This window comes from Streptomyces davaonensis JCM 4913 (assembly GCF_000349325.1).
Classification (GTDB): domain Bacteria; phylum Actinomycetota; class Actinomycetes; order Streptomycetales; family Streptomycetaceae; genus Streptomyces; species Streptomyces davaonensis.
Map to the genome: position 1 here is coordinate 5,803,197 of NC_020504.1, position 20,467 is coordinate 5,823,663.

Consider the following 20,467-nt stretch of genomic DNA (forward strand, 5'->3'; position numbering starts at 1 on the left):
CAACTCTCCGACCGGGAGCTCCTTCCACTCCATGTGGCGCGAGCTGCTTCCCATCGGGCGGCACTCCGATTCCCGTGGCTACCGGCGTTACGCCTGGACCGGCGCTGATCTCGACTGTCGGGCCTGGTTCAAGGGGCAGGCCGAGGCCCGGGGACTCGCCTACGAGGTCGACCGGAACGGGAATCAGTGGGCCTGGCTCGGGGATCCGGTCGCCGGGGATGCTGTGGTCACGGGGTCGCATCTGGACTCCGTGCCCGACGGGGGTGCCTTTGACGGGCCCCTCGGTGTCGTGTCCTCCTTCGCCGCGTTCGATGAACTGCGGGCCCGGGGCGTCGAGTTCAGCAAGCCCTTCGGCATCGTCAACTTCGGGGACGAGGAGGGTGCCCGGTTCGGGCTTGCCTGTGTCGGGTCCCGGCTGGCCAGCGGGCAGCTCAGCGTGGAGGGTGCGCACCGGCTGACCGATGGGGACGGCGTCAGTCTGCCGAAGGCCATGGAGGCCGCCGGGTACGACCCCGAGGCCATCGGGCCCGACCCCGAGCGGTTCTCGCGGATCGGTGCCTTCGTCGAGCTGCATGTCGAACAGGGCCGGGCGCTGGACCTGTCCGGGGACCGGGTCGGCATCGCCAGCGCCATCTGGCCGCACGGGCGCTGGCGGTTCGACTTCCGGGGCGAGGCCAACCACGCCGGCACCACCCGTCTCGTGGACCGGCGCGACCCGATGCTGTCGTACGCCGAGACCGTGCTCACCGCCCGCCGGGAGGCCGAACTCGCCGGTGCCGTCGCCACCTTCGGCAAGATCTCCGTCGAGCCGAACGGCGTCAACGCCATCCCCTCCCTGGTGCGCGGCTGGCTCGACTCCCGCGCCGCGGACCAGGCGAGCCTCGATCAGGTGGTCGGCGGCATCGAGAAGGCGGCCCGGGAGTACGCGGCGGCGCACGGCATCGACCTCGACGTCGTCCGGGAGTCCTTCACCCCCGTCGTCGAGTTCGACCACGCCCTGCGCGACGAACTCGGCCGCATCCTCGGCAAGGACACCGGCCTGACGGTGCCCGTCCTCGGCACCGGCGCCGGACACGACGCCGGAATCCTGTCCGGGACGATCCCGACCGCCATGCTGTTCGTACGCAACCCCACCGGCGTCTCGCACTCCCCGGCCGAGTCCGCGACCGAGGACGACTGCGTGGCCGGGGTCCTCGCGCTCGCCGACGTACTGGAAGGACTGGCCTGCACGTGACGCCGACGCAGACGTACTGGCTGGAGCACGCCTGGCTCGACACCCACGTCGAGCCGGGCGTGGCCGTGGACACAACGGACGGCCGCATCACCGCCGTCCGCACCGGCATCCCAACCCCGCCCCCGGGCGCCGAGATCCTCCGCGGACTCACCCTCCCGGGTCTGGCGAACGCCCACAGCCACGCCTTCCACCGCGCCCTGCGCGGCACCGTCCAGGTCGGTTCCGGGACCTTCTGGACCTGGCGCGAGGTCATGTACGCGACCGCCGACCGGCTCACCCCGGACCGCTACCACGCCCTCGCGCGGGCGGTGTACGCCGAGATGGCGCTCGCCGGGATCACGGCAGTGGGCGAGTTCCACTACGTCCACCACGCCCCGGGCGGCACCCCCTACGCCGACCCCAACGCCATGGGCGAGGCGCTCATCGCGGCCGCCGCCGACGCCGGTATCCGCATCACCCTCCTCGACACCGCCTACCTCTCCTCCGGCTTCGGACAGCCCCCCAGCACCCACCAGCTCCGCTTCTCCGACGGCAGCGCGGACGCCTGGGCCGAACGCTGTTCAGTTCTCAAGGAACGGGATCACGCGCGGATCGGGGCGGCCATCCACTCCGTACGGGCGGTGCCCGCCGACCAGTTGGCGACCGTGGCCCGCTGGGCCGAGGAGCGGCGGGCCCCGCTCCATGTGCACCTGTCGGAGCAGACCGCCGAGAACGAGGCGTGCCTGGAGGTCCACGGCTGCACCCCGACCCAGCTCCTCGCCCTCCACGGCGTCCTCGGACCGCGCACCACCGGTGTCCACAACACCCACCTCACCGCCGAGGACATCTCCCTGATCGGCGGCAGCGGCACGGGCACCTGCATGTGCCCGACGACCGAGCGCGACCTCGCGGACGGCATCGGCCCGGCCGTCGCCCTCCAGAACGAGGGCTCCCCGCTCTCCCTCGGCTCCGACAGCCACGCCGTCATCGACCTGCTGGAAGAGGCGCGCGCCATGGAGCTGAACGAGCGCCTGCGCACCCGCACCCGAGGTCACTGGACGGCGGCGGCCCTCCTGCGGGCGGCCTCCGCCGACGGCCACGCGGCCCTCGGCTGGGACGGCGTCGGCACCCTGGAGACGGGCGCACGCGCCGACTTCACGACGATCGCGCTCGACTCGGTCAGAACGGCAGGGCCGCTGCCGCGGCTCGGCGCCGAGACGGCCGTATTCGCCGCGACCGCGGCGGACGTACGGCACACGGTCGTCGCGGGCCGGCACATCGTGCGCGACGGGACCCACATGCTCGTACCCGATGTGCCGCAAGCCCTGTCGCGGGCAGTCGAAGCCCTGCGCGCCTGACGACCACCCACGAGGACGCCATGAGCAGCACCGCCATCACCAACATCGCCGCACTCGTCACCAACGACCCCTCCCTGGGATGGGGGTCCCCCCGCTCGAGCAAATTCGAGAGTGGGGGAGGATCTCCCCTCGGCCTGATCCAGGACGCGGCCGTCGTCATCGACGGCGACCACGTCGTGTGGACCGGTGAATCAAGCAAAGCACCCGCCACTGACAATCGGGTCGACGCCGAGGGCCGGGCCGTCCTGCCGGGCTTCGTGGACTCCCACTCCCACCTGGTCTTCGCGGGCGACCGCACCCAGGAGTTCAACGCCCGCATGTCGGGCCGGGCCTACAGCGCCGGGGGCATCCGCACGACGGTCGCGGCGACCCGGGCGGCCACGGACGCCGAGCTCGAAGCCAACCTGACCCGGTACCTCGCCGAGGCGCTCCGCCAGGGCACCACCACCTTCGAGACCAAGTCGGGCTACGGCCTGACCACCGAGGACGAGGCCCGCGCCCTGCGCATCGCCGCCGCCCACACCGACGAGGTCACCTACCTCGGCGCCCACATCGTCTCCCCGGACTACGCCGACGACCCGGCCGCCTATGTCGCCCTGGTCACCGGCGAGATGCTGGACGCCTGCGCGCCGCACGCCCGCTGGATCGACGTGTTCTGCGAGAAGGGCGCCTTCGACGGCGACCAGGCCCGCGCCATCCTGACGGCGGGCAAGGCCAAGGGCCTGCACCCCCGCATCCACGCCAACCAGCTCTCCCACGGCCCCGGCGTCCAGCTCGCCGTCGAGCTCGACGCGGCCAGCGCCGACCACTGCACCCACCTCACCGACGCGGACGTCGACGCACTGGCCAGTGGCAACACCGTCGCCACCCTCCTCCCCGGCGCCGAGTTCTCCACCCGCGCCGAGTGGCCGGACGCCCGGCGGCTGCTGGACGCGGGGGTCACCGTCGCCCTGTCCACCGACTGCAACCCGGGCTCGTCCTTCACCTCGTCCGTGCCGTTCTGCATCGCGCTCGCGGTACGGGACATGGGGATGACCCCGGACGAGGCGGTCTGGTCGGCCACGGCGGGCGGCGCCGCGGCCCTGCGCCGCACGGACATCGGCCGCATCACCCCGGGCGCCCGCGCCGACCTCACCCTCCTGGACGCCCCGAGCCACGTACACCTGGCCTACCGGCCGGGCGTGCCCCTGGTCAGCGGAGTCTGGCGGCGCGGCGAACGCGTGCTCTGATCACCGGGCATGAAGCACCAGGCGCGAAGAACCAGGCGCGCTCACCCGGCCCGCCACCGCTGCCCCGACCCCCCGCTCTCCGTCACCAGCGCCACCCCATCGCCCCCGACCGGCGTCACCGCGTGCCCGGGGGCGATGCCCGGGCGGATGAACCCACGGGAGTCGACGGCGAACCGCAGGTTCTGGCCGTTGCTCCCGTAGACCGAGTCACACGCCCAGATGCCGACGCCCCGCTCCACCGAACCCCGGCTGTCCAGGCAGAACTCGGGATCGGCGTACGACTGCACCACGCCCCGCTCGGAGTCGACGCGCCACAGCTGGCTGCGGGACGAGGTGCAGGGCGCCGTGATGACGTCCGTCCCCTTCTCGAAGTAGTCGTCACGCACGTCCAGGCACAGCCCGCTCGACAGGTTCACCACGCGCGCGTACGAGGCGCCGGGGGGCCGGTACGACGGAGTGGGAGTGGGTGTCGCACTGGGCGTCCGGGACGGCTTCGCCGAACTCCGGGTGGGGGAGGGCGACTTGGACCGGGAGGGCGTGGGAGAGGGCGACGGGGTCGCGGACACTGTCGCCGTGACCGTCACCGGCGGTGGGGTCACCGGGCTGTTGGAGGTGGCCGAACTCACCGGTTCCTGGCCGTCGTCGGCGGAGTCGGCCTGCGCGACCAGGAAGACCAGCAGCGGCACCAGCGCCACTCCGAGCGCCGCCGACATCAGGGCGATCCGCCGGGACGGCGGCCAGTCGGCGGCCGCGGTACGGGGGCCGGGGTCCCCGGGCGCCGGGTCGTCCAGGACGTACGCCGCCCCCGCCCACGGCAACAGGCCCTCGCCGAGGGTTCGACGGGGGTCGTCGCGCAGGGCGGAGAGTTCCTCGTGGGCGGCCGTACAGGTCGCGCAGCGCGCCATATGAGCGTGCAGATCGGCACTCCCGCGCGGGCTGTCCGGACGTACCGACTCCTCGATCAGCCGGTGGAAGTCACGGCAGTCGGGGTCGGCGGAGGTCGCCAGGCGGGCGCGCAGCACCGCGCGGGCGAGCTGTTGGAGCGCCGCGCCCGAGCCGTGGACCACGTCCTCCCGCGTGACGCCGACGAACGCGGCCGTACGGTCGTCCGGTTCGCGCTCCACGACGGCGTACCAGATCACGCCCTGCGCGCGGGCGGGCAGGGACTGGAACGCGCCCAGCATGGGCGGCACAGGGCCGCCGGGACCGGCCGTGCTGAGCACCAGCAGCAGCCCCGGATCGAGGCCCGCCGCCTGCCCGCCCGCCGCCCAGGAGGCGGCCAACCGCCCGGTGAGCAGCAGGAGTCGGTGCCGCCAGGGACCGCCGGGGTCGATACCGCGGGCCGTCTCCCGGGCGGCGAGGGTGAAGACCTGTCCGGCCAGCTGCCGGGCCACCGAGTCGCTGGTGGCGCAGAGCCGGGCGTAGGCCAGCACGGCGGGCAAGTGGCGGGCGCGCAGCTCCTGGAGCGCGTTGTACGCGGTGGCGGAGTCGGCGCGCAGCAGCTCGGTCAGCCGTGCGTCGGACCCTCCGTCGTCGGCCCGCACCATCAAACCCGCCTCCTCGATGAGCCGTCGTACCGGCCGGATCTTGGACCTACCGGCGGGTACGACGGCTCATAGTGGAGGAAGGGGACCGCAGAGGAAAGAGTTTCTGTGGGTAACCCGTGAACCATCGCAGGTCACCCGGGAACCGTGGAGGAGCTACTCCTCCAGCGTCAGCCCCTTGCGCAGCCGCACCAACGTCCGTGACAGCAGCCGGGAGACATGCATCTGCGAGATGCCCAGTTCCTCACCGATCTCCGACTGGGTCAGTCCCGCGACGAAGCGCAGGGAGAGGATCTTCCGGTCCCGGGGCGGGAGTTCGGCGATCAGCGGCTTCAGGGACTCGACGTACTCGATGCCTTCGAGTCCGTGGTCCTCGTAGCCGATCCGGTCGGCGAGCGCGCCCTCGGCGTCGTCCTCCTCCGGCTGGGCGTCCAGCGAGGAGGCGGTGTAGGCGTTCGACGCGGCCATGCCCTCGACGACCTCGTCGGCGGAGATCCCGAGGCGCTCGGCGAGTTCGGCCACCGTCGGGGCGCGGTCGAGCTTCTGGGCGAGTTCGTCGCCCGCCTTGGCCAGGTCGAGCCGGAGTTCCTGGAGTCGGCGCGGGACCCGCACGGACCAGGAGGTGTCCCGGAAGAAGCGCTTGATCTCGCCCACGATGGTGGGCATCGCGAAGGTGGGGAACTCCACGCCGCGGCTGAGCTCGAAGCGGTCGATCGCCTTGATCAGGCCGATGGTGCCGACCTGGATGATGTCCTCCATGGGCTCGCTGCGCGAGCGGAAGCGGGAGGCGGCGAACTTGACCAGCGCGAGGTTGAGTTCGACGAGCGTGTTGCGGACGTACGAGTACTCGTGGGTCCCTTCCTCCAGCGACTCCAGCCGCCCGAAGAGGGTCTTGGACAGGGCCCGTGCGTCCACCGGCCCCACTTCGTCGTAAGGGGGTATCTCCGGTAGTCCCGCGAGTACGTCGTCCTGCTCGATGGGAGTCAGCTGTTCCGGGGGGGATGTCGACGTCGCCTTGTGGGTATGCGGTGCGTCGAGCCGGGGTGACATGATGTCCTCCATCGTTCTCGGCATATATACGGCTGCCGAAGCCTGTGCGTGCACTGCGGTGTGCGGCGCCTCCAAAGCCGGCCGTGTTCGGTTACGTGTCTCTACTAGCCCTACCCGCTTTCCCGAGGCCACCGCAAGTGCGTTCTGTTGTGAAATGTCCGTTTCCGGGTGGTTGTTCGGGTGTCGGAGTGCGTAGGGAAGGCGTAGGGTTCGAGGGCGCCAGTCAGCCACGACGTCGGGAGTGAGAGACGGCATGGACCGCGGGACAGTCGGCAGTGCACAGTCCGGCCGACTTCTGGTGGAGGTGCGGGAAGAGGGCTCCAGTGCCGTCGTAATTCCTGTGGGTGAGTTGGATCACCACACCGCCGATTTGTTGCGTGAGCCACTCGAGGAATGCCTCGGGAAGGGTTTCAGCCGACTGGTCGTGGACTGCGCGCGGCTGGACTTCTGTGACTCCACGGGGCTCAATGTGCTGCTCGGTGCCCGCCTGAAGGCGGAGGCCGCCGGGGGCGGAGTGCACCTCGCCGCGATGCAGCCCGTGGTGGCGCGAGTCTTCGAGATCACCGGGGCCGAGGCGGTCTTCACCGTCCATGACAGCCTCGAATCCGCCCTGGCCGACGAGGCCGACTGAATCGGACGGCGCCCGGGTGCCCGCACCCGCCGCCCCATACGGAACGCCACTCTCCGGACGTCACGGGATTCGTGCCGAAATCCGGGGGTGTTCCACCGGTCCGCTCGGGCAGGAGTCATCCTGAACATGTCGCTGTCATGGCGGCGACCCGCGATCCGCGACCGGACCTAGGTACCGACTTCTTGAATCATGAACTGGTGAATCGGTGAGGTGAAGCGCTGATGAGCACCACCCGGCCCTGCTCGCCGGGCGACCGCGGCCCCGAGCCCAGCGGCGCTTCCGGGATGTCCGACGCGGACCCGGCCGAGGCGTCCGAGCCGAAGGCGGGCGGCCCCCAGGTCCGCAGTCTGACCCTCGACGGACAGAGCGGCGTCGTACCGCTCGCCCGCGACTTCACCCGGCAGGCGCTGTACGACTGGGGCTGGCTGCCCGCCGCCGGCGCCGATCAGCGGGCGGCGGCCGAGGACGTGCTGCTCGTCGTCTCCGAGCTGGTCACCAACGCGTGCCTGCATGCCGAGGGCCCCGACCGGCTCCGCATCACCTGCGACAGCAAGGTGATCCGCCTGGAGGTCTCCGACCGGGGCACCGGTCAGCCCTCCCCTCGCACCCCCCACCGCGCGGGCCGCCCCGGCAGCCACGGCATGTTCATCGTCCAGCGCCTCTGCCTGGACTGGGGAGTGGTACGAACCCCGGGAGCCACCGGCAAGACGGTCTGGGCGGAACTCGGCGCACCCGCCTGACAGTCCGCGCCACCGGCGCCGGGCATCCCCACACTTCCGACACGCACTGTGTCTTCCCTCCTCCGGGCCCCGGGCGTACCTTGACGGCCGATCTGATGTGCCGTCAGGAACGAGAGGGAGCGGAACCGTGTCGTACCGGAATCGAACCGCCGCGCTCGCGTCCGTCGCGGCCCTGGCCGGCTCGGCGGTGCTGATGGCCGCCCCCGCCGCCCGTGCCGAGGTCGTGGACGTCAACTACCAGTGCAAGACCCCGATCGGCGACAAGAGCGCCGTCTCGCCCATCGACATCAAGGGTGTCGCGAGCGGCGGCGGCTACAAGATCACGATGTCCTGGCAGAAGGGCGTCTCCTCCAGCCCGGTCGAGCTGGGCAAGGGCGCGATGAACCCCAGCGCCACCATCAAGCTGGGCGGGGCGGAGAGCGGCACGCTGTCGGTGAGCGGCCCGGCCAACCAGGAGGCCATTCCCGCCAACACCCCCATCAAGATCAATGACCTGACCGGCACCTACACGCCGAAGAAGTCCGGCAAGGTCACCTTCACCCCCGGCGTCCTCACCATCAAGGCGCTCGGTACGACGACCACCTGCACCCCGTCCAACAGCCCCGGCCCGGCGCTCACGCTGGACGTGAAGGCGGCGGGCGGTGGCGGCGGCGGTGGCACGCCCCAGTCCGGCTCCGACTCCGGTTCCGAACTCCCGCAGACCGGCCCCGAGGACTCCGCTGTGGCCCTCGGCACGCTCGGCGGCACGGTCCTGCTCGCGGGGGCGGCGGGCGCGCTGTGGCTGACGCGGCGGAATCAGATGGCACGTCGCTGAGCGCGGCGGGTCTGACCGTACGTCGCTGACCTTCTGGACCAGCGTTGGAGCCGCCCATGTCGCTGACCGCCCGTGTCCTCGTCCTTGCTCCCGCCCTACTGCTTCTGTCGGCGGTCACCCCGTCCGCGGCCGCCGACGGAGGCTGGTCCGTTGCGCCCAGCGGCGGCGGGCGGCCCTCCTTCTACGCCGAGGGTGCGCCCGGGGCGGTCGTCGAGGACGTGGTGTCGGTGACCAATCGGGGCGGTGAGCCGGTCACCGTCCGGCTGTCCGCCACCGGCGCCCGGGTCGTCTTCGCCCGCTCCGAGGTGCGCGTCCCGGCCCGCACCCGCGCCGACGTCCCCTTCACGGTGACCGTCCCGGACGCCGACCGCTCGGCCGAGGTCACCGCCCGCGGCCCCGACGGCAGCTTCCGCTCGGTCGCCCTCCATCTGCGCGCCCGCGTCCCGCAGTTGTCGGCGCTGACGGTGGAGCGCGTGCGCATCGGCGACGACGGCATCACGTACGAAATCGTCAACCGCGGTACGACCAGGCTCGTCCCCCGACTGGCCGTGCGCGCCGACGGTGTCCTCGGCCCGGTCCTGGACCGCCCCGCGCGCACCCTCGCCGTCGAACTCCCCCCGGGCCGGCGGATCCGGCTCACCGAACCCTGGCCCGACCGCCCGGCCCTCGACGCCCTCGACGTCCGCCTCACGGTGACCGCCGGGGGAGGGGCCCACGACACGGCGCACGCGTCGGCCCGGTTCGTGCCCTGGCAGCCGGTGGCGGGCGGCGCGGGCGCGATGGCGACAGCGGCCTTCCTTTTCGTACGACGTCGCAGGCGCCGTATTCCCGCCGAACTGGCTGGTGCGGACGCCGAGTTGACGGGAGCGGTGAAGTGATGGGCAAGGTGCGGATCCCGGCGTTGCTCGCCGTACTGCTGCTGACGCTCTCCCTGGCGCCCGCCTCCGCCGCCGATCCGCCCACCGTGAAGGTCTCCAAGTCACAGGCAGGCACCGGAGGTTCGGTCACCGTCACGGGTGAGGACTGGCGGCCCCGGGCGCTGCTGATGATCCTGATCTGCGGGCAGTCGGTGCCCGCCACGGGCGTGACCGGCGGCACCAACTCCTGTGCCAACGCCGACGGCCGGGCCGTCACGACCGACGCCGAGGGCCGGTTCAGCCGGAAACTCCCCGTGGCCGAACCGCCCGTGCCTTGCCCCTGTGTGGTGCACGTGGCCACGGTCCAGGGCGCGAAGGCCGAGGCCGACGCCGTGTTCCAGGTGGCCGGGCACGCCGTCGAACCGCTGCCCGCGGACGCCTCCGGAGGACGCCTTTCCGTCCTCACCGACACCCGCCTGGACGGTTCGAGCGGCCTCCTGACCTGGTTCGGTGCCCCGCCCGCCCGCACCCTGGTCTTCACCGTCGGCAACGTCGGCACCTCACCCGTCAAGAATCCGCTGTTCCAAGTCGGTACCTCGCACGGGGTGTTCGCCCCCGAATGGCAGGAGCAGCAGTGGCGCGGCACCATCCGCCCCGGCGGCAAGGCGCGCATCGAGCTGCCCGTCGAACTGGCCGCCGGAGCGCACGGCGACTACACCGTCTCGCTGAAGTACGGCGGGAAGGTGATGGCCGAACAGCCCTGGGGAGTGGGCCGCCCCTGGGGCGTGACCCTGTTCTGGATCCTGGTCTGCCTGGTCGTCCCGGCCGCGGTGTTCCGCGTCGGCATGGCGGCCGTGGACCGGGTACGACCCCGGCCGCACCCGCGCCGACGCGCCCTGCGCCTGCCCGAACTCGCCCTGCGCCTGCCGGGGTTGAAGCCCCGCGAGGAGGTCAGGCACTCGATCGCCTCGACCCTGCCGTGGTTCACCCCGGACTCCGGTCCGAACACGGCCGGTCGGCTCTCCGCACCGCACGACGACAGCCCGCCGAGTCCAACGACTCCCACCGGAAAGGGACCCACGTGAGCAAGCGCAGGAGAGCCATCCCGGTCGTCGCGGCCGCACTGCTGCTGGGCGTGGCCGCGAGCCCGGCCCGAGCGGCGGAGGTGTCGTACGCGACCGAGTGCGTCCCGCCGTCGATCTCGGGCCTGCCGCCGGTCCACGGCACCACGAAGGTGGAGATCACCGCGCCGGAGACGGCCAAGGTGGGCGACGAGGTCGAGGTGGTCTGGAAGTTCGTCCAGGCCGCCTCCAAGAACCCCGACCTCATCGACCTGCCCGCCGACTCCGTGCAGCCCAGCGGCACCCTCAAGGCGGCCGGCGCGCAGACCGCGGACATCGCGATGCAGGGTCCGCGGGAGAACCCGGCGACCCCCAAGGGCGGCGACATGGTCCTGTCCGACATGAAGGGCACGCTGAAGCTGACGGCGCCGGGGGAGGTGACGCTGACGCCGGACGCGTACGCCATCAACGCGATGTCGACGGACACGAAGTGCACGCCGGAGGAGGCGGTCGGTTCGGCGGCGACGATCAAGGTGGCGGAAGGGGACGGGAGTCCCTCGACTCCGGCGCCCGATCCGACGGACAGCCAGACGCCGAGCCCCTCACCGACCGCCTCGGAGACCGACGGCGGCGGGCAGACCGACTTCACCGGCAAGGAGGTCCAGGTCCCCTACGCGTGCAAGACGCCCATCGGCGACAAGAACGCGACCTCGCCGGTGCAGATCGACGCCAAGAAGAACGGCGGCAGCTTCGACCTCACCGTGCAGTTCAAGAAGTCGGTGATGGACAGCCCCGCCGACATCCCCAAGGACTCGGTCAAGCCGTCCATGGAGGTCGCCCTGGGCGGCGCCGACAAGGGCACGGTCCATGTCGAGGGCCCGACCAACGCCGAGGACATCAAGGCGGGCGAGCCGATCGAGATCCCGGACCTCAAGGGCACGTACAAGCCGGGCGCGAGCGGGGAGTCGACGCTCTCCCCGGGCGTCCTGACCATCGAGGCCCTGGGCACGACGACCACCTGCACACCGGAGAAGACGGAGGTCTCCCTGACCCTGGACACGACCGAGCAGGAGGGCGGTGCGTCAGGAGGTGGCTCCAGCACAGGCGGCTCCGGCACAGGCGGTTCCAGCGCGTCGGGCGGCGGTCTCGCGGACACGGGCGCCGAGAGCGACGGATCGCTGAAGGCGCTGGGCCTGGTGGCGGGAACGGCGGTGCTGCTGGGGGCGGCGATCTTCACGTTCCTGCCGGGCAGAAGGACCCGATAAAGCGGCGGGGCCGCTGTGACCCACACGGATCACAGCGGCCCCAACAGCTCGGTGAAACGTCAGTTGACGCTGCCCATGAGCTCCTTGACCTTCTTGCGGTACATCCACACCGCGACACCGGCGACCACGGCCAGCGTGGCCTCCAGGGCGACAACACCGGTCTTGTTCAGGTCGACCCCACCGATGGACAGCAGACCCGTGGTCGCGTCACCCGCGGTGACCGCCAGGAACCAGACGCCCATCATCTGCGAGGCGTACTTCGTCGGCGCCATCTTCGTCGTCACCGACAGACCCACCGGCGACACCAGCAGCTCACCGACGGTCTGCACGAAGTAGATCGCGACCAGCCACATCGCGGCCGCCTTGTGACCGCCCTCGGCGATCGACAGCGGGGCGAGGAAGAGGAAGAAGGACGCGCCGACCAGAACGAGACCCGAGGCGAACTTCACGATCGTGCTCGGCTCCTTGCCGCGCCGGTTCAGCGCGAGCCAGAACCAGGCGAAGACCGGGGCCAGGGCCATGATCAGGACCGGGTTGACCGACTGGTACCAGGAGACCGGGAACTCCCAGCCGAGGACGGAGTTCTCGGCGGAGGCGTCGGCGAAGATCGACAGGGTCGAGCCGCCCTGGTCGTAGATCATCCAGAAGACGGCCGCGGCGACGAAGAACCAGATGTACGCGGACATCGACTTCTGCTCGGTGCGGTCCAGGTCCTTGTCGCGCTTGATGCGGACCAGGACCATCGTCGGGATGATCACGCCGAGCAGGGTCAGCGGGACCAGGATCCAGTTCAGCGTGTAGTGGCCGGAGAAGCCGACGATCGCGTAGAAGACCACGGCGATACCGGCCCAGATCGCGGCCTTGCGCAGGGTGGAGGACTTCTCCTCGGCGGACAGCGGCGTCGGGACGACGCTGGAGCGCTCCGCCAGGTTGCGGCTGCCGATCAGGAACTGGGCGAGGCCGAGCGCCATGCCGAGCGCGGCGAGCGCGAAGCCCAGATGCCAGTTCACGTTCTCACCGATGGTGCCGATGATCAGCGGAGCGGCGAAGGCACCGAGGTTGATGCCCATGTAGAAGACGGTGAAGCCACCGTCACGGCGCGGGTCGTCCGGTCCGTCGTAGAGGTGGCCGACCATCGTGGAGATGTTGGCCTTCAGCAGACCCGAGCCGATGGCGACCAGGCCGAGACCGGCGTAGAAGGTGCCCGAGGAGGGCAGGGCCAGCGTGAGGTGGCCGAGCATGATCACCGCACCGGCGACCGCGACGGTCTTGCGCGGCCCCCAGACGCGGTCGCCGAACCAGCCGCCGGGCATGGCGAGCAGGTACACGAGCGACACGTACACGGAGTAGATCGCGGTGGCCGTGGCCGCGTCGAGGTGAAGGCCACCCGGCGCCACGAGGTACAGCGGGAGCAGAGCCCTCATGCCGTAGTAGGAGAACCGCTCCCACATCTCGGTCATGAAGAGAGTGGCCAGTCCGCGGGGGTGGCCGAAGAAGGTGCGCTCGGTGCCGGGGGTGCCCGGTCGGGCCGAGTCCTTCGTCAGGCTGGACGCCATGGTCGTTCCTTGCTGTTCGGGACGCGCGGGGTGGAGCGCTCATTCGTTTCGAGGCTGGTGAGCCAGCCCGCACACAAAAGAGACCTTCAGCGTCAAATGATTGCCAAAGGTCCCCACGGTGCTACAGGCGTTGAGTCACCATACGGCAGGACAGTGCCGGATATGGAAGGACTTGAGACGCGGATCACAGGTGCTGATGGAACCGTGCACACCCTTTCGAAGGTCACTACAGGATTGCACCTCAGAGGTAATGGTTCATACCAAGGTGAGAGTCGGGTAGGCGCGAGGTGAGAATCACTCGTGACCATCACACCCCGGCTCTTGTCACGGGCGGACTACCATCAGCTCATGACCCGTGTACTGCTCGCCGAGGACGACGCGTCCATCTCGGAGCCGCTGGCCCGTGCACTGCGCCGGGAAGGGTACGAGGTGGAGGTCCGTGAGGACGGCCCCACCGCACTCGAAGCCGGTATGCAGGGCGGCGTCGACCTTGTGGTGCTGGACCTCGGGCTGCCCGGCATGGACGGCCTGGAGGTGGCGCGGCGGCTGCGGGCCGAGGGCCACAGCGTCCCGATCCTCATCCTGACCGCGCGCGCCGACGAGGTGGACACCGTCGTCGGGCTGGACGCGGGCGCCGACGACTACGTCACCAAGCCCTTCCGCCTCGCCGAACTGCTCGCCCGGGTCCGGGCCCTGCTGCGGCGCGGTGCCGCGGAGCCGCAGCAGCCGCCGGCCACGCACGGCGTGCGGATCGACGTGGAGTCCCACCGCGCCTGGATGGGCGAGGAGGAGCTCCAGCTCACCGCCAAGGAGTTCGACCTGCTGCGGGTGCTGGTCCGGGACGCCGGGCGGGTGGTCACCCGTGACCAGCTGATGCGCGAGGTCTGGGACACCACTTGGTGGTCGTCCACGAAGACCCTCGACATGCACATCTCCTGGCTGCGCAAGAAGCTCGGCGACGACGCCGCGAACCCGAGGTACATCGCGACGGTGCGTGGCGTGGGCTTCCGGTTCGAGAAGAGCTGAGCAAGCGAGTTCCATGCGCCGCCGACTGATCCAGTCCACGCTCGCCGTGGTGCTCGTGGTGATCGCCGTGTTCGGGGTCTCCCTCGTCATCGTGGAGACCCGCACCATCAGCAGTACCGCCCAGGAGCGGGTGGACTCCGAGGCGGTGCGGCTCGCGTCCATCGTGGACAGCAGGCTGATCGCGACCGGCGCGGTCACCGCGGAGATGCTGCGCGACCAGGTGCCCGAGGACCGGTACGCCGTGATCCGGGTGCCCGGTGAGCGGCCCATCGCGATCGGCACCAAGCCGGACGGCGACACCATCAAGGCCACCCGCAAGGGCGAGGAGGGCGAGACGGTCACCGTCCAGGAGCCCCGCTCGACGGTGACCCGCGAGGTCGGCCGGACGCTGCTGATCATCGGGGCGGTGGCGCTGCTGGCGGTGATCGCGGCGGTGCTGCTGGCCCTGCGCCAGGCGAGCCGCCTCGCGTCCCCGCTGACCGACCTCGCCGAGACCGCGGAACGCCTGGGCTCGGGCGACCCGCGCCCCCGCCACAAGCGCTACGGCGTCCAGGAGCTGGACCGGGTCGCGGATGTGCTGGACGCCAGCGCGGAGCGGATCGCCCGCATGCTGACGGCGGAGCGGCGCCTCGCGGCTGACGCCTCCCACCAGCTGCGCACTCCGCTCACCGCCCTCTCGATGCGGCTGGAGGAGATCACCCTCACCGACGACCCGGACACCGTGAAGGAGGAGGCGACCATCGCGCTGACGCAGGTGGAACGCCTGACGGACGTGGTGGAGCGCCTTCTGACCAACTCCCGGGACCCCCGGACCGGCTCCGCCGTCACCTTCGACCTCGACGAGGTCATCCAGCAGCAGCTCGCGGAATGGCGTCCGGCATACCGCAGCGTGGGCCGGGCGATCGTCAGCTCGGGCAAACGCCATCTGGAGGCGGTCGGCACCCCGGGAGCGGTGGCCCAGGTCCTCGCGGCGCTGATCGAGAACTCCCTGATGCACGGCGGCGGCACGGTGGCGCTGCGCACCCGTGTCACCGGCAACCAGGCGGTGATCGAGGTGACGGACGAGGGGCCCGGCGTCCCGGCCGACCTCGGCGCGCGGATCTTCGAGCGGGCGATCAGCGGCCGCAACTCCACGGGCATCGGCCTGGCGGTGGCGAGGGATCTGGCGGAGGCGGACGGCGGCCGGCTGGAGATGCTCCAGGCGTCGCCCCCGGTGTTCGGCCTGTTCCTCTCCCGGACCCCGGCCAGGCCGAGCAGGGACGCGACACCGACCGTCAGGTAGCCGGCCGGGCGGCTACGCGCTTACGGGCGCCTGCCCGCCGGCTGCGGAGTACGGCGCCTGCGCTGGGTGGGCGCCGTCTCCTCCAGGAACGATTCCGCGGTGGCCACCGTCTCGCGGGCCGGGAGCGCCCGGAACACCCAGGTGCGGTAGGACCAGAAGCGGAACAGCGTCGCGACGCCGATGCCGAGGAACTTGAAGATGTTGCTCTGGAGCGGGCTGTCCCAGTGGAAACCGTAGGTCGCCGTGTACAGCACGCCGTTCTCGATCACCAGTCCGACCGTGCTGAACAACAGGAACAGGGTCAGTTCCTTGGTGCGACCGCTCTTGTCACGGTCCCGGTAGGTGAAGTAGCGGAAGCCGACGTAATTGAAGGCGATGGCGATGACCGTGGCGATGACACTGGCCCGCACGACCTGGAGATCGGTGACGTGCCGCACGAGGTTGAAGACGCCGAGGTTGACCAACAGCCCCGCCCCGCCCACGGCGCCGAATTTGGCGACCTCGTGCGCGTAACGTCGCAGCAGCCCGGAGGAACCACGTCCCATGGAGTGAAAGCCCCCGTCCGTCGGTTTCGTCAACCAAGCCATGCTAACCACCCCTCCGCACGATTGCCTGTGGACCGGCACACAGGCGCGGAAACCGGCCTTCCTGGCGTGGCCGATACCCTAGGGGCGTGACGTTCCCGGTAGTCGGCATGGTCGGCGGGGGCCAGCTCGCTCGTATGACACACGAGTCAGGCATCCCGCTGGGCATCAGGTTCAAGCTCCTCAGTGACACCCCTCAGGATTCCGCGGCCCAGGTGGTGAGCGAAGTCGTCGTCGGCGACTATCGCGACCTGGACACGCTGCGTGACTTCGCGCGCGGGTGCGATGTGATCACCTTCGATCATGAACATGTACCCACCGAGCACCTCAGGGCCCTGGAGGCGGACGGCATCCCCGTGCGCCCCGGCCCGGACGCGCTGGTGCACGCCCAGGACAAGGGGGTGATGCGGGCGAAGCTGGACGCCATCGGGGTGCCCTGCCCACGCCACCGCATCGTCTCGGACCCGGCCGATGTGGCGGCCTTCGCGGCGGAGCTCGAAAGGGGCGGGCCCGAAGGGCCCTCCGGCAAGGGTGGCGGTGGGCGACGGGCGGGCGGATTCCCGGTCGTCCTCAAGACCGTCCGCGGCGGCTACGACGGCAAGGGCGTGTGGGTGGTCGACTCCGCCGAGGAGGCCGAGGCCCCCTTCAAGGCGGGCGTCCCCGTGCTCGCCGAGGAGAAGGTCGACTTCGTCCGGGAGCTCGCCGCCAACGTCGTACGCTCCCCGCACGGCCAGGCCGTGGCCTACCCGGTGGTCGAGTCCCGGCAGGTCGACGGCGTCTGCGACACCGTGATCGCCCCCGCCCCCGACCTGGACGAGTCCCTCGCCCTGCGGGCCGAGGAGATGGCGCTGCGCATCGCCAAGGAGCTGGACGTCGTCGGTCACCTCGCCGTCGAACTGTTCGAGACCCGCGACGGCCGCGTCCTCGTCAACGAACTGGCGATGCGCCCGCACAACTCCGGGCACTGGACCCAGGACGGCGCGATCACCAGCCAGTTCGCCAACCATGTGCGGGCCGTGCTGGACCTCCCGCTCGGCGACCCGCGCCCGCGTGCCAAGTGGACGGTGATGGCCAACGTCCTCGGCGGCGACTACCCGGACATGTACTCCGCGTACCTGCACTGCATGGCCCGCGACCCGCAGCTCAAGATCCACATGTACGGCAAGGACGTGAAGCCGGGGCGCAAGGTCGGCCACGTCAACACCTACGGCGACGACCTGGACGACGTGCTGGAGCGCGCCCAGCACGCAGCCGCATACCTGAGAGGCACGATCACCGAATGAGCCCGGTTGTAGGCATCGTCATGGGGTCGGACAGCGACTGGCCGGTCATGGAGGCCGCCGCGCAGGCGCTCGACGACTTCGAGATCGAGTACGAGGTCGACGTCGTCTCCGCGCACCGCATGCCGCGCGAGATGGTCGCCTACGGTGAGCAGGCCGCCGAGCGCGGACTGAAGGTGATCATCGCGGGCGCCGGGGGAGCCGCGCACCTCCCCGGCATGCTCGCCTCGGTCACCCCCCTGCCCGTGATCGGGGTGCCGGTCCCGCTGAAGTACCTGGACGGCATGGACAGCCTGCTGTCCATCGTGCAGATGCCGGCCGGGGTCCCCGTGGCCACCGTCTCGGTCGCCGGTGCCCGCAACGCCGGTCTGCTCGCCGCCCGGATCCTCGGCACCCAGGACGAGGAGCTCCTCGGCCGGATGCGCGAGTTCCAGCAGGAGCTGAACGACCAGGCCACCGAGAAGGGCAGGCGGCTGCGCGCCAAGGTCGAGGGGTCCAACGGCTTCGGTTTCGGCAAGTGACGGCCATGGGTTCCATAGAGGCGGCCCGGGAGCTGCTGCGGGAGTTCCCCGTGGTCGACGGGCACAACGACCTGCCCTGGGCGCTGCGCGAACAGGTCCGCTACGACCTGGACGCCCGTGACATCGCCGCCGACCAGAGCGCCCATCTGCACACCGACCTCGGCCGCCTGCGCGCGGGCGGGGTCGGGGCGCAGTACTGGTCGGTGTACGTCCGGTCCGACCTGCCCGACCCGGTCCCGGCGACCCTGGAGCAGATCGACTGCGTACGGCGGCTGATAGCCCGGCACCCGGCCGAACTGCGGGCCGCGACGACCGCCGCCGACCTGGAGGCCGCGCGCCGGGAGGGCCGGATCGCCTCGCTGATGGGCGCGGAGGGCGGGCACTCGATCGCGAACTCCCTGGGCACCCTGCGCGGCCTGTACGCGCTCGGCGTCCGCTACATGACCCTGACCCACAACGACAACATCGACTGGGCGGACTCGGCGACCGACGAGCCGGGAGTCGGCGGTCTGTCGGCCTTCGGCCGCGCGGTGGTGCGGGAGATGAACCGCGAGGGCATGCTGGTCGACCTCTCGCATGTGGCGGCGACGACGATGCGGGACGCGCTGGACACCACGTCCGCTCCGGTGATCTTCTCGCACTCCTCGTCACGGGCGGTCTGCGACCACCCCCGCAACATCCCGGACGACGTCCTGGAGCGGCTGCCCGCCAACGGCGGGGTGGCGATGGTGACGTTCGTGCCGAAGTTCGTGCTCCAGGCGGCGGTCGACTGGACGGCCGCCGCGGACGAGAACATGCGTGCCCACGGCTTCCACCACCTGGAGACCACCGCCGAGGCGATGAAGGTGCACCGAGCCTTCGAGGAGCGCAACCCGCGCCCGGTCGCCACGGTGGCGACGGTGGTGGACCACCTCGACCACATGCGCGAGGTGGCGGGCATCGACCATCTCGGCATCGGCGGCGACTACGACGGCACCGCCTTCACTCCGGACGGCCTGAACGACGTCTCCGGCTACCCGAACCTGATCGCGGAACTGATGGACCGCGGCTGGTCGAACACCGACCTGGCCAAGCTGACCTGGCAGAACTCCGTACGGGTCCTGGGCGCGGCGGAGGATGTGGCGCGGGAGCTCCAGACCACGCGAGCGGCTTCCCACGCCACGATCGAGGCGCTGGACGGGTGACGGTCGAGGGCGGGGCGGCCGACTGCCCCGCCCGTCCGGCGGACCCCCGAACGCCCCGTCCACCAGGAAGGCCCCGGGCACGCGTGCGACGGTGACCGTACAGCGATCGCCTCGCACGTACGGAGCCCGCCATGGCAGATCTCCAGGACGACCTGCACACCCCGGCCGAGGTCGACGCGCTCGACGGCCTGCCGCTGGCCGACCCCTTCCCGGTCGAGCCGCCCGCGCTGCCCATCGACGATCCCGACCCCGTCGATCCCGACGCCGAGCGCCTGGAGCGCGCCCGCGCCCTGCTCGCCGCGCACCCCGTCGCCGACGGCTACAGCGGACTGCCCTGGGCGCTGCGTCATCTGCCCTGGTACGACCTTGAGCTGGGCGAGAGCGCCGTCGACACCGACGTACCGCGGCTGCGGCAGGGCCATGTCGGCGCGCTGTTCTGCTCCCTGCACCTGCCCGAGGGGCTGGCCGCCGACCGGGCCGTCGCCGCCACCCTGGAACAGCTCGACCTGGTGCGCACGGTGATCGCCGCCCACCCCGAGGGGCTACGGCTCGCGCGCACCGCGGGCCAGGTCATCGACGCCCGCAACTGCGGCCGGGCGGCGGTGCTGCTGGGCCCGGCGACGGCCGCGGCACTGGACGACTCGCTCGCCATCCTGCGCGTGCTGCACAGCCTGGGCCTCAGGGTGCTCACCCTGGCCGGGACCTCCTGGGCCAGCGAGGCGGGACTGACCCGGTTCGGGGAGGAGGTGGTCCGGGAGATGAACCGGCTCGGCGTGCTCGCCGACCTCTCCGGCGCCTCCGAGCAGACCGTCCGCCGCGCGCTGGCCGCCTCCAAGACGCCCGTCCTGTGCACCCGCTCCGCCGCCCGCGCGCTGCGTCCGCACCCGGCCAACCTCCCCGACGACCTGCTCGCCGAGCTGGGCGCGGCGAAGGGCCTGTGCATGGTGCCCCTGACCGCCGAGCAGACCGGCCCCTCGGTGCGGGACGTCGCCGACCACCTCGACCATGTCCGTGCGGTAGCGGGCACGCAGTGCGTGGGCCTGTCCGGCACCTACGACGTCGGCACCGCCCATCCGCAGGACCTCCCCGACGCCTCCTGCTACCCGCACCTCGTCGCCGAACTGCTCCGCAGAGGCTGGACGGAGACCGACCTGTCCCTGCTGACCTGGGGCAACGTCCAACGCGTCCTACGCACCGCCGACTTCACCGCAAAGGCGGCCCAGCAACGCCGGGAGCCGTCGACGGCGCGGATCGCGGACCTGGACGGCTGAG

19 protein-coding genes are annotated in these 20,467 nt (G+C 71.3%); 15 read left to right on the forward strand and 4 right to left on the reverse strand.

The window, feature by feature from the left end; genetic code table 11:
* The first annotated feature begins 31 nt into the window (after window positions 1-31).
* The 3 genes from BN159_RS25765 to hutI are packed head-to-tail and all read left to right on the forward strand — an operon-like array spanning window position 32 to window position 3,800.
* On the forward strand, window positions 32-1,234 hold the full coding sequence (locus BN159_RS25765; RefSeq protein ID WP_106435924.1) for an allantoate amidohydrolase: 1,203 nt from the start codon (window positions 32-34) through the stop codon (window positions 1,232-1,234).
* Window positions 1,231-2,571, forward strand: a complete 1,341-nt coding sequence (locus BN159_RS25770; protein ID WP_015659935.1) for a formimidoylglutamate deiminase — start codon at window positions 1,231-1,233, stop codon at window positions 2,569-2,571. Before BN159_RS25765 ends, BN159_RS25770 begins: the two co-directional genes overlap by 4 nt.
* A 20-nt stretch (window positions 2,572-2,591) precedes the next feature.
* Complete coding sequence (hutI, locus tag BN159_RS25775) at window positions 2,592-3,800, forward strand: imidazolonepropionase (protein ID WP_015659936.1); 1,209 nt, start codon at window positions 2,592-2,594, stop codon at window positions 3,798-3,800.
* Window positions 3,801-3,841: 41 nt separating this feature from the next.
* Here hutI and BN159_RS25780 read toward each other — a convergent pair whose 3' ends face one another.
* Both BN159_RS25780 and BN159_RS25785 read right to left on the reverse strand, forming a co-directional pair.
* The gene (locus BN159_RS25780; protein ID WP_015659937.1) at window positions 3,842-5,347 is read right to left on the reverse strand and encodes an RICIN domain-containing protein; all 1,506 of its coding nucleotides are present in this window, start codon (window positions 5,345-5,347) and stop codon (window positions 3,842-3,844) included.
* A gap of 153 nt (window positions 5,348-5,500) precedes the next feature.
* The gene (locus BN159_RS25785) at window positions 5,501-6,406 is read right to left on the reverse strand and encodes an RNA polymerase sigma factor SigF (RefSeq protein ID WP_041819846.1); all 906 of its coding nucleotides are present in this window, start codon (window positions 6,404-6,406) and stop codon (window positions 5,501-5,503) included.
* A 241-nt stretch (window positions 6,407-6,647) separates the two neighbouring features.
* On the opposite strand from BN159_RS25785, the gene BN159_RS25790 reads away from it, so the two are divergent.
* From BN159_RS25790 to BN159_RS25815, 6 genes are all read left to right on the forward strand, one after another.
* Window positions 6,648-7,025 carry an STAS domain-containing protein gene (locus BN159_RS25790; RefSeq protein WP_015659939.1) on the forward strand — a complete coding sequence of 126 codons (378 nt, stop codon included), beginning with the start codon at window positions 6,648-6,650 and terminating at the stop codon, window positions 7,023-7,025.
* Between the two features lie 221 nt (window positions 7,026-7,246).
* Window positions 7,247-7,765: an ATP-binding protein gene (locus BN159_RS25795; protein WP_015659940.1), complete on the forward strand. Its 519-nt coding sequence runs from the start codon at window positions 7,247-7,249 to the stop codon at window positions 7,763-7,765.
* A gap of 127 nt (window positions 7,766-7,892) precedes the next feature.
* Entirely contained in the window at window positions 7,893-8,579 is a 687-nt protein-coding gene (locus tag BN159_RS25800; RefSeq protein WP_015659941.1) for an LPXTG cell wall anchor domain-containing protein, read from the forward strand.
* Between the two features lie 56 nt (window positions 8,580-8,635).
* Window positions 8,636-9,457 carry a hypothetical protein gene (locus BN159_RS25805; RefSeq protein ID WP_015659942.1) on the forward strand — a complete coding sequence of 274 codons (822 nt, stop codon included), beginning with the start codon at window positions 8,636-8,638 and terminating at the stop codon, window positions 9,455-9,457.
* Complete coding sequence (locus BN159_RS25810; RefSeq protein WP_015659943.1) at window positions 9,457-10,521, forward strand: hypothetical protein; 1,065 nt, start codon at window positions 9,457-9,459, stop codon at window positions 10,519-10,521. Before BN159_RS25805 ends, BN159_RS25810 begins: the two co-directional genes overlap by 1 nt.
* Window positions 10,518-11,762, forward strand: a complete 1,245-nt coding sequence (locus BN159_RS25815; RefSeq protein ID WP_015659944.1) for a hypothetical protein — start codon at window positions 10,518-10,520, stop codon at window positions 11,760-11,762. The genes BN159_RS25810 and BN159_RS25815 overlap by 4 nt, the downstream gene beginning before the upstream one ends.
* 59 nt (window positions 11,763-11,821) lie before the next feature.
* On the opposite strand, the gene BN159_RS25820 is transcribed toward BN159_RS25815, so the two are convergent.
* Window positions 11,822-13,318: an oligopeptide:H+ symporter gene (locus BN159_RS25820; RefSeq protein ID WP_015659945.1), complete on the reverse strand. Its 1,497-nt coding sequence runs from the start codon at window positions 13,316-13,318 to the stop codon at window positions 11,822-11,824.
* Between the two features lie 348 nt (window positions 13,319-13,666).
* Between BN159_RS25820 and BN159_RS25825 the strand changes: the two genes are divergently transcribed.
* On the forward strand, window positions 13,667-14,344 hold the full coding sequence (locus BN159_RS25825; protein ID WP_041821882.1) for a response regulator transcription factor: 678 nt from the start codon (window positions 13,667-13,669) through the stop codon (window positions 14,342-14,344).
* A gap of 13 nt (window positions 14,345-14,357) precedes the next feature.
* A complete protein-coding gene (locus tag BN159_RS25830; RefSeq protein ID WP_015659947.1) occupies window positions 14,358-15,626 on the forward strand; it encodes an ATP-binding protein in 1,269 nt (422 codons plus the stop codon).
* Between the two features lie 20 nt (window positions 15,627-15,646).
* Here BN159_RS25830 and BN159_RS25835 read toward each other — a convergent pair whose 3' ends face one another.
* Entirely contained in the window at window positions 15,647-16,171 is a 525-nt protein-coding gene (locus BN159_RS25835; protein ID WP_041819850.1) for a GtrA family protein, read from the reverse strand.
* A 149-nt stretch (window positions 16,172-16,320) separates the two neighbouring features.
* On the opposite strand from BN159_RS25835, the gene BN159_RS25840 reads away from it, so the two are divergent.
* The 4 genes from BN159_RS25840 (at window position 16,321) to BN159_RS25855 (ending at window position 20,466) form a co-directional block, all read left to right on the forward strand.
* A complete protein-coding gene (locus tag BN159_RS25840; RefSeq protein ID WP_015659949.1) occupies window positions 16,321-17,493 on the forward strand; it encodes a 5-(carboxyamino)imidazole ribonucleotide synthase in 1,173 nt (390 codons plus the stop codon).
* A complete protein-coding gene (gene purE / locus BN159_RS25845) occupies window positions 17,490-18,011 on the forward strand; it encodes a 5-(carboxyamino)imidazole ribonucleotide mutase (RefSeq protein WP_167549243.1) in 522 nt (173 codons plus the stop codon). The genes BN159_RS25840 and purE overlap by 4 nt, the downstream gene beginning before the upstream one ends.
* Before the next feature lie 5 nt (window positions 18,012-18,016).
* Window positions 18,017-19,195 carry a dipeptidase gene (locus tag BN159_RS25850; protein ID WP_015659951.1) on the forward strand — a complete coding sequence of 393 codons (1,179 nt, stop codon included), beginning with the start codon at window positions 18,017-18,019 and terminating at the stop codon, window positions 19,193-19,195.
* Between the two features lie 131 nt (window positions 19,196-19,326).
* Window positions 19,327-20,466 carry a dipeptidase gene (locus BN159_RS25855; RefSeq protein WP_015659952.1) on the forward strand — a complete coding sequence of 380 codons (1,140 nt, stop codon included), beginning with the start codon at window positions 19,327-19,329 and terminating at the stop codon, window positions 20,464-20,466.
* The last annotated feature ends 1 nt before the right edge of the window (window position 20,467 follow it).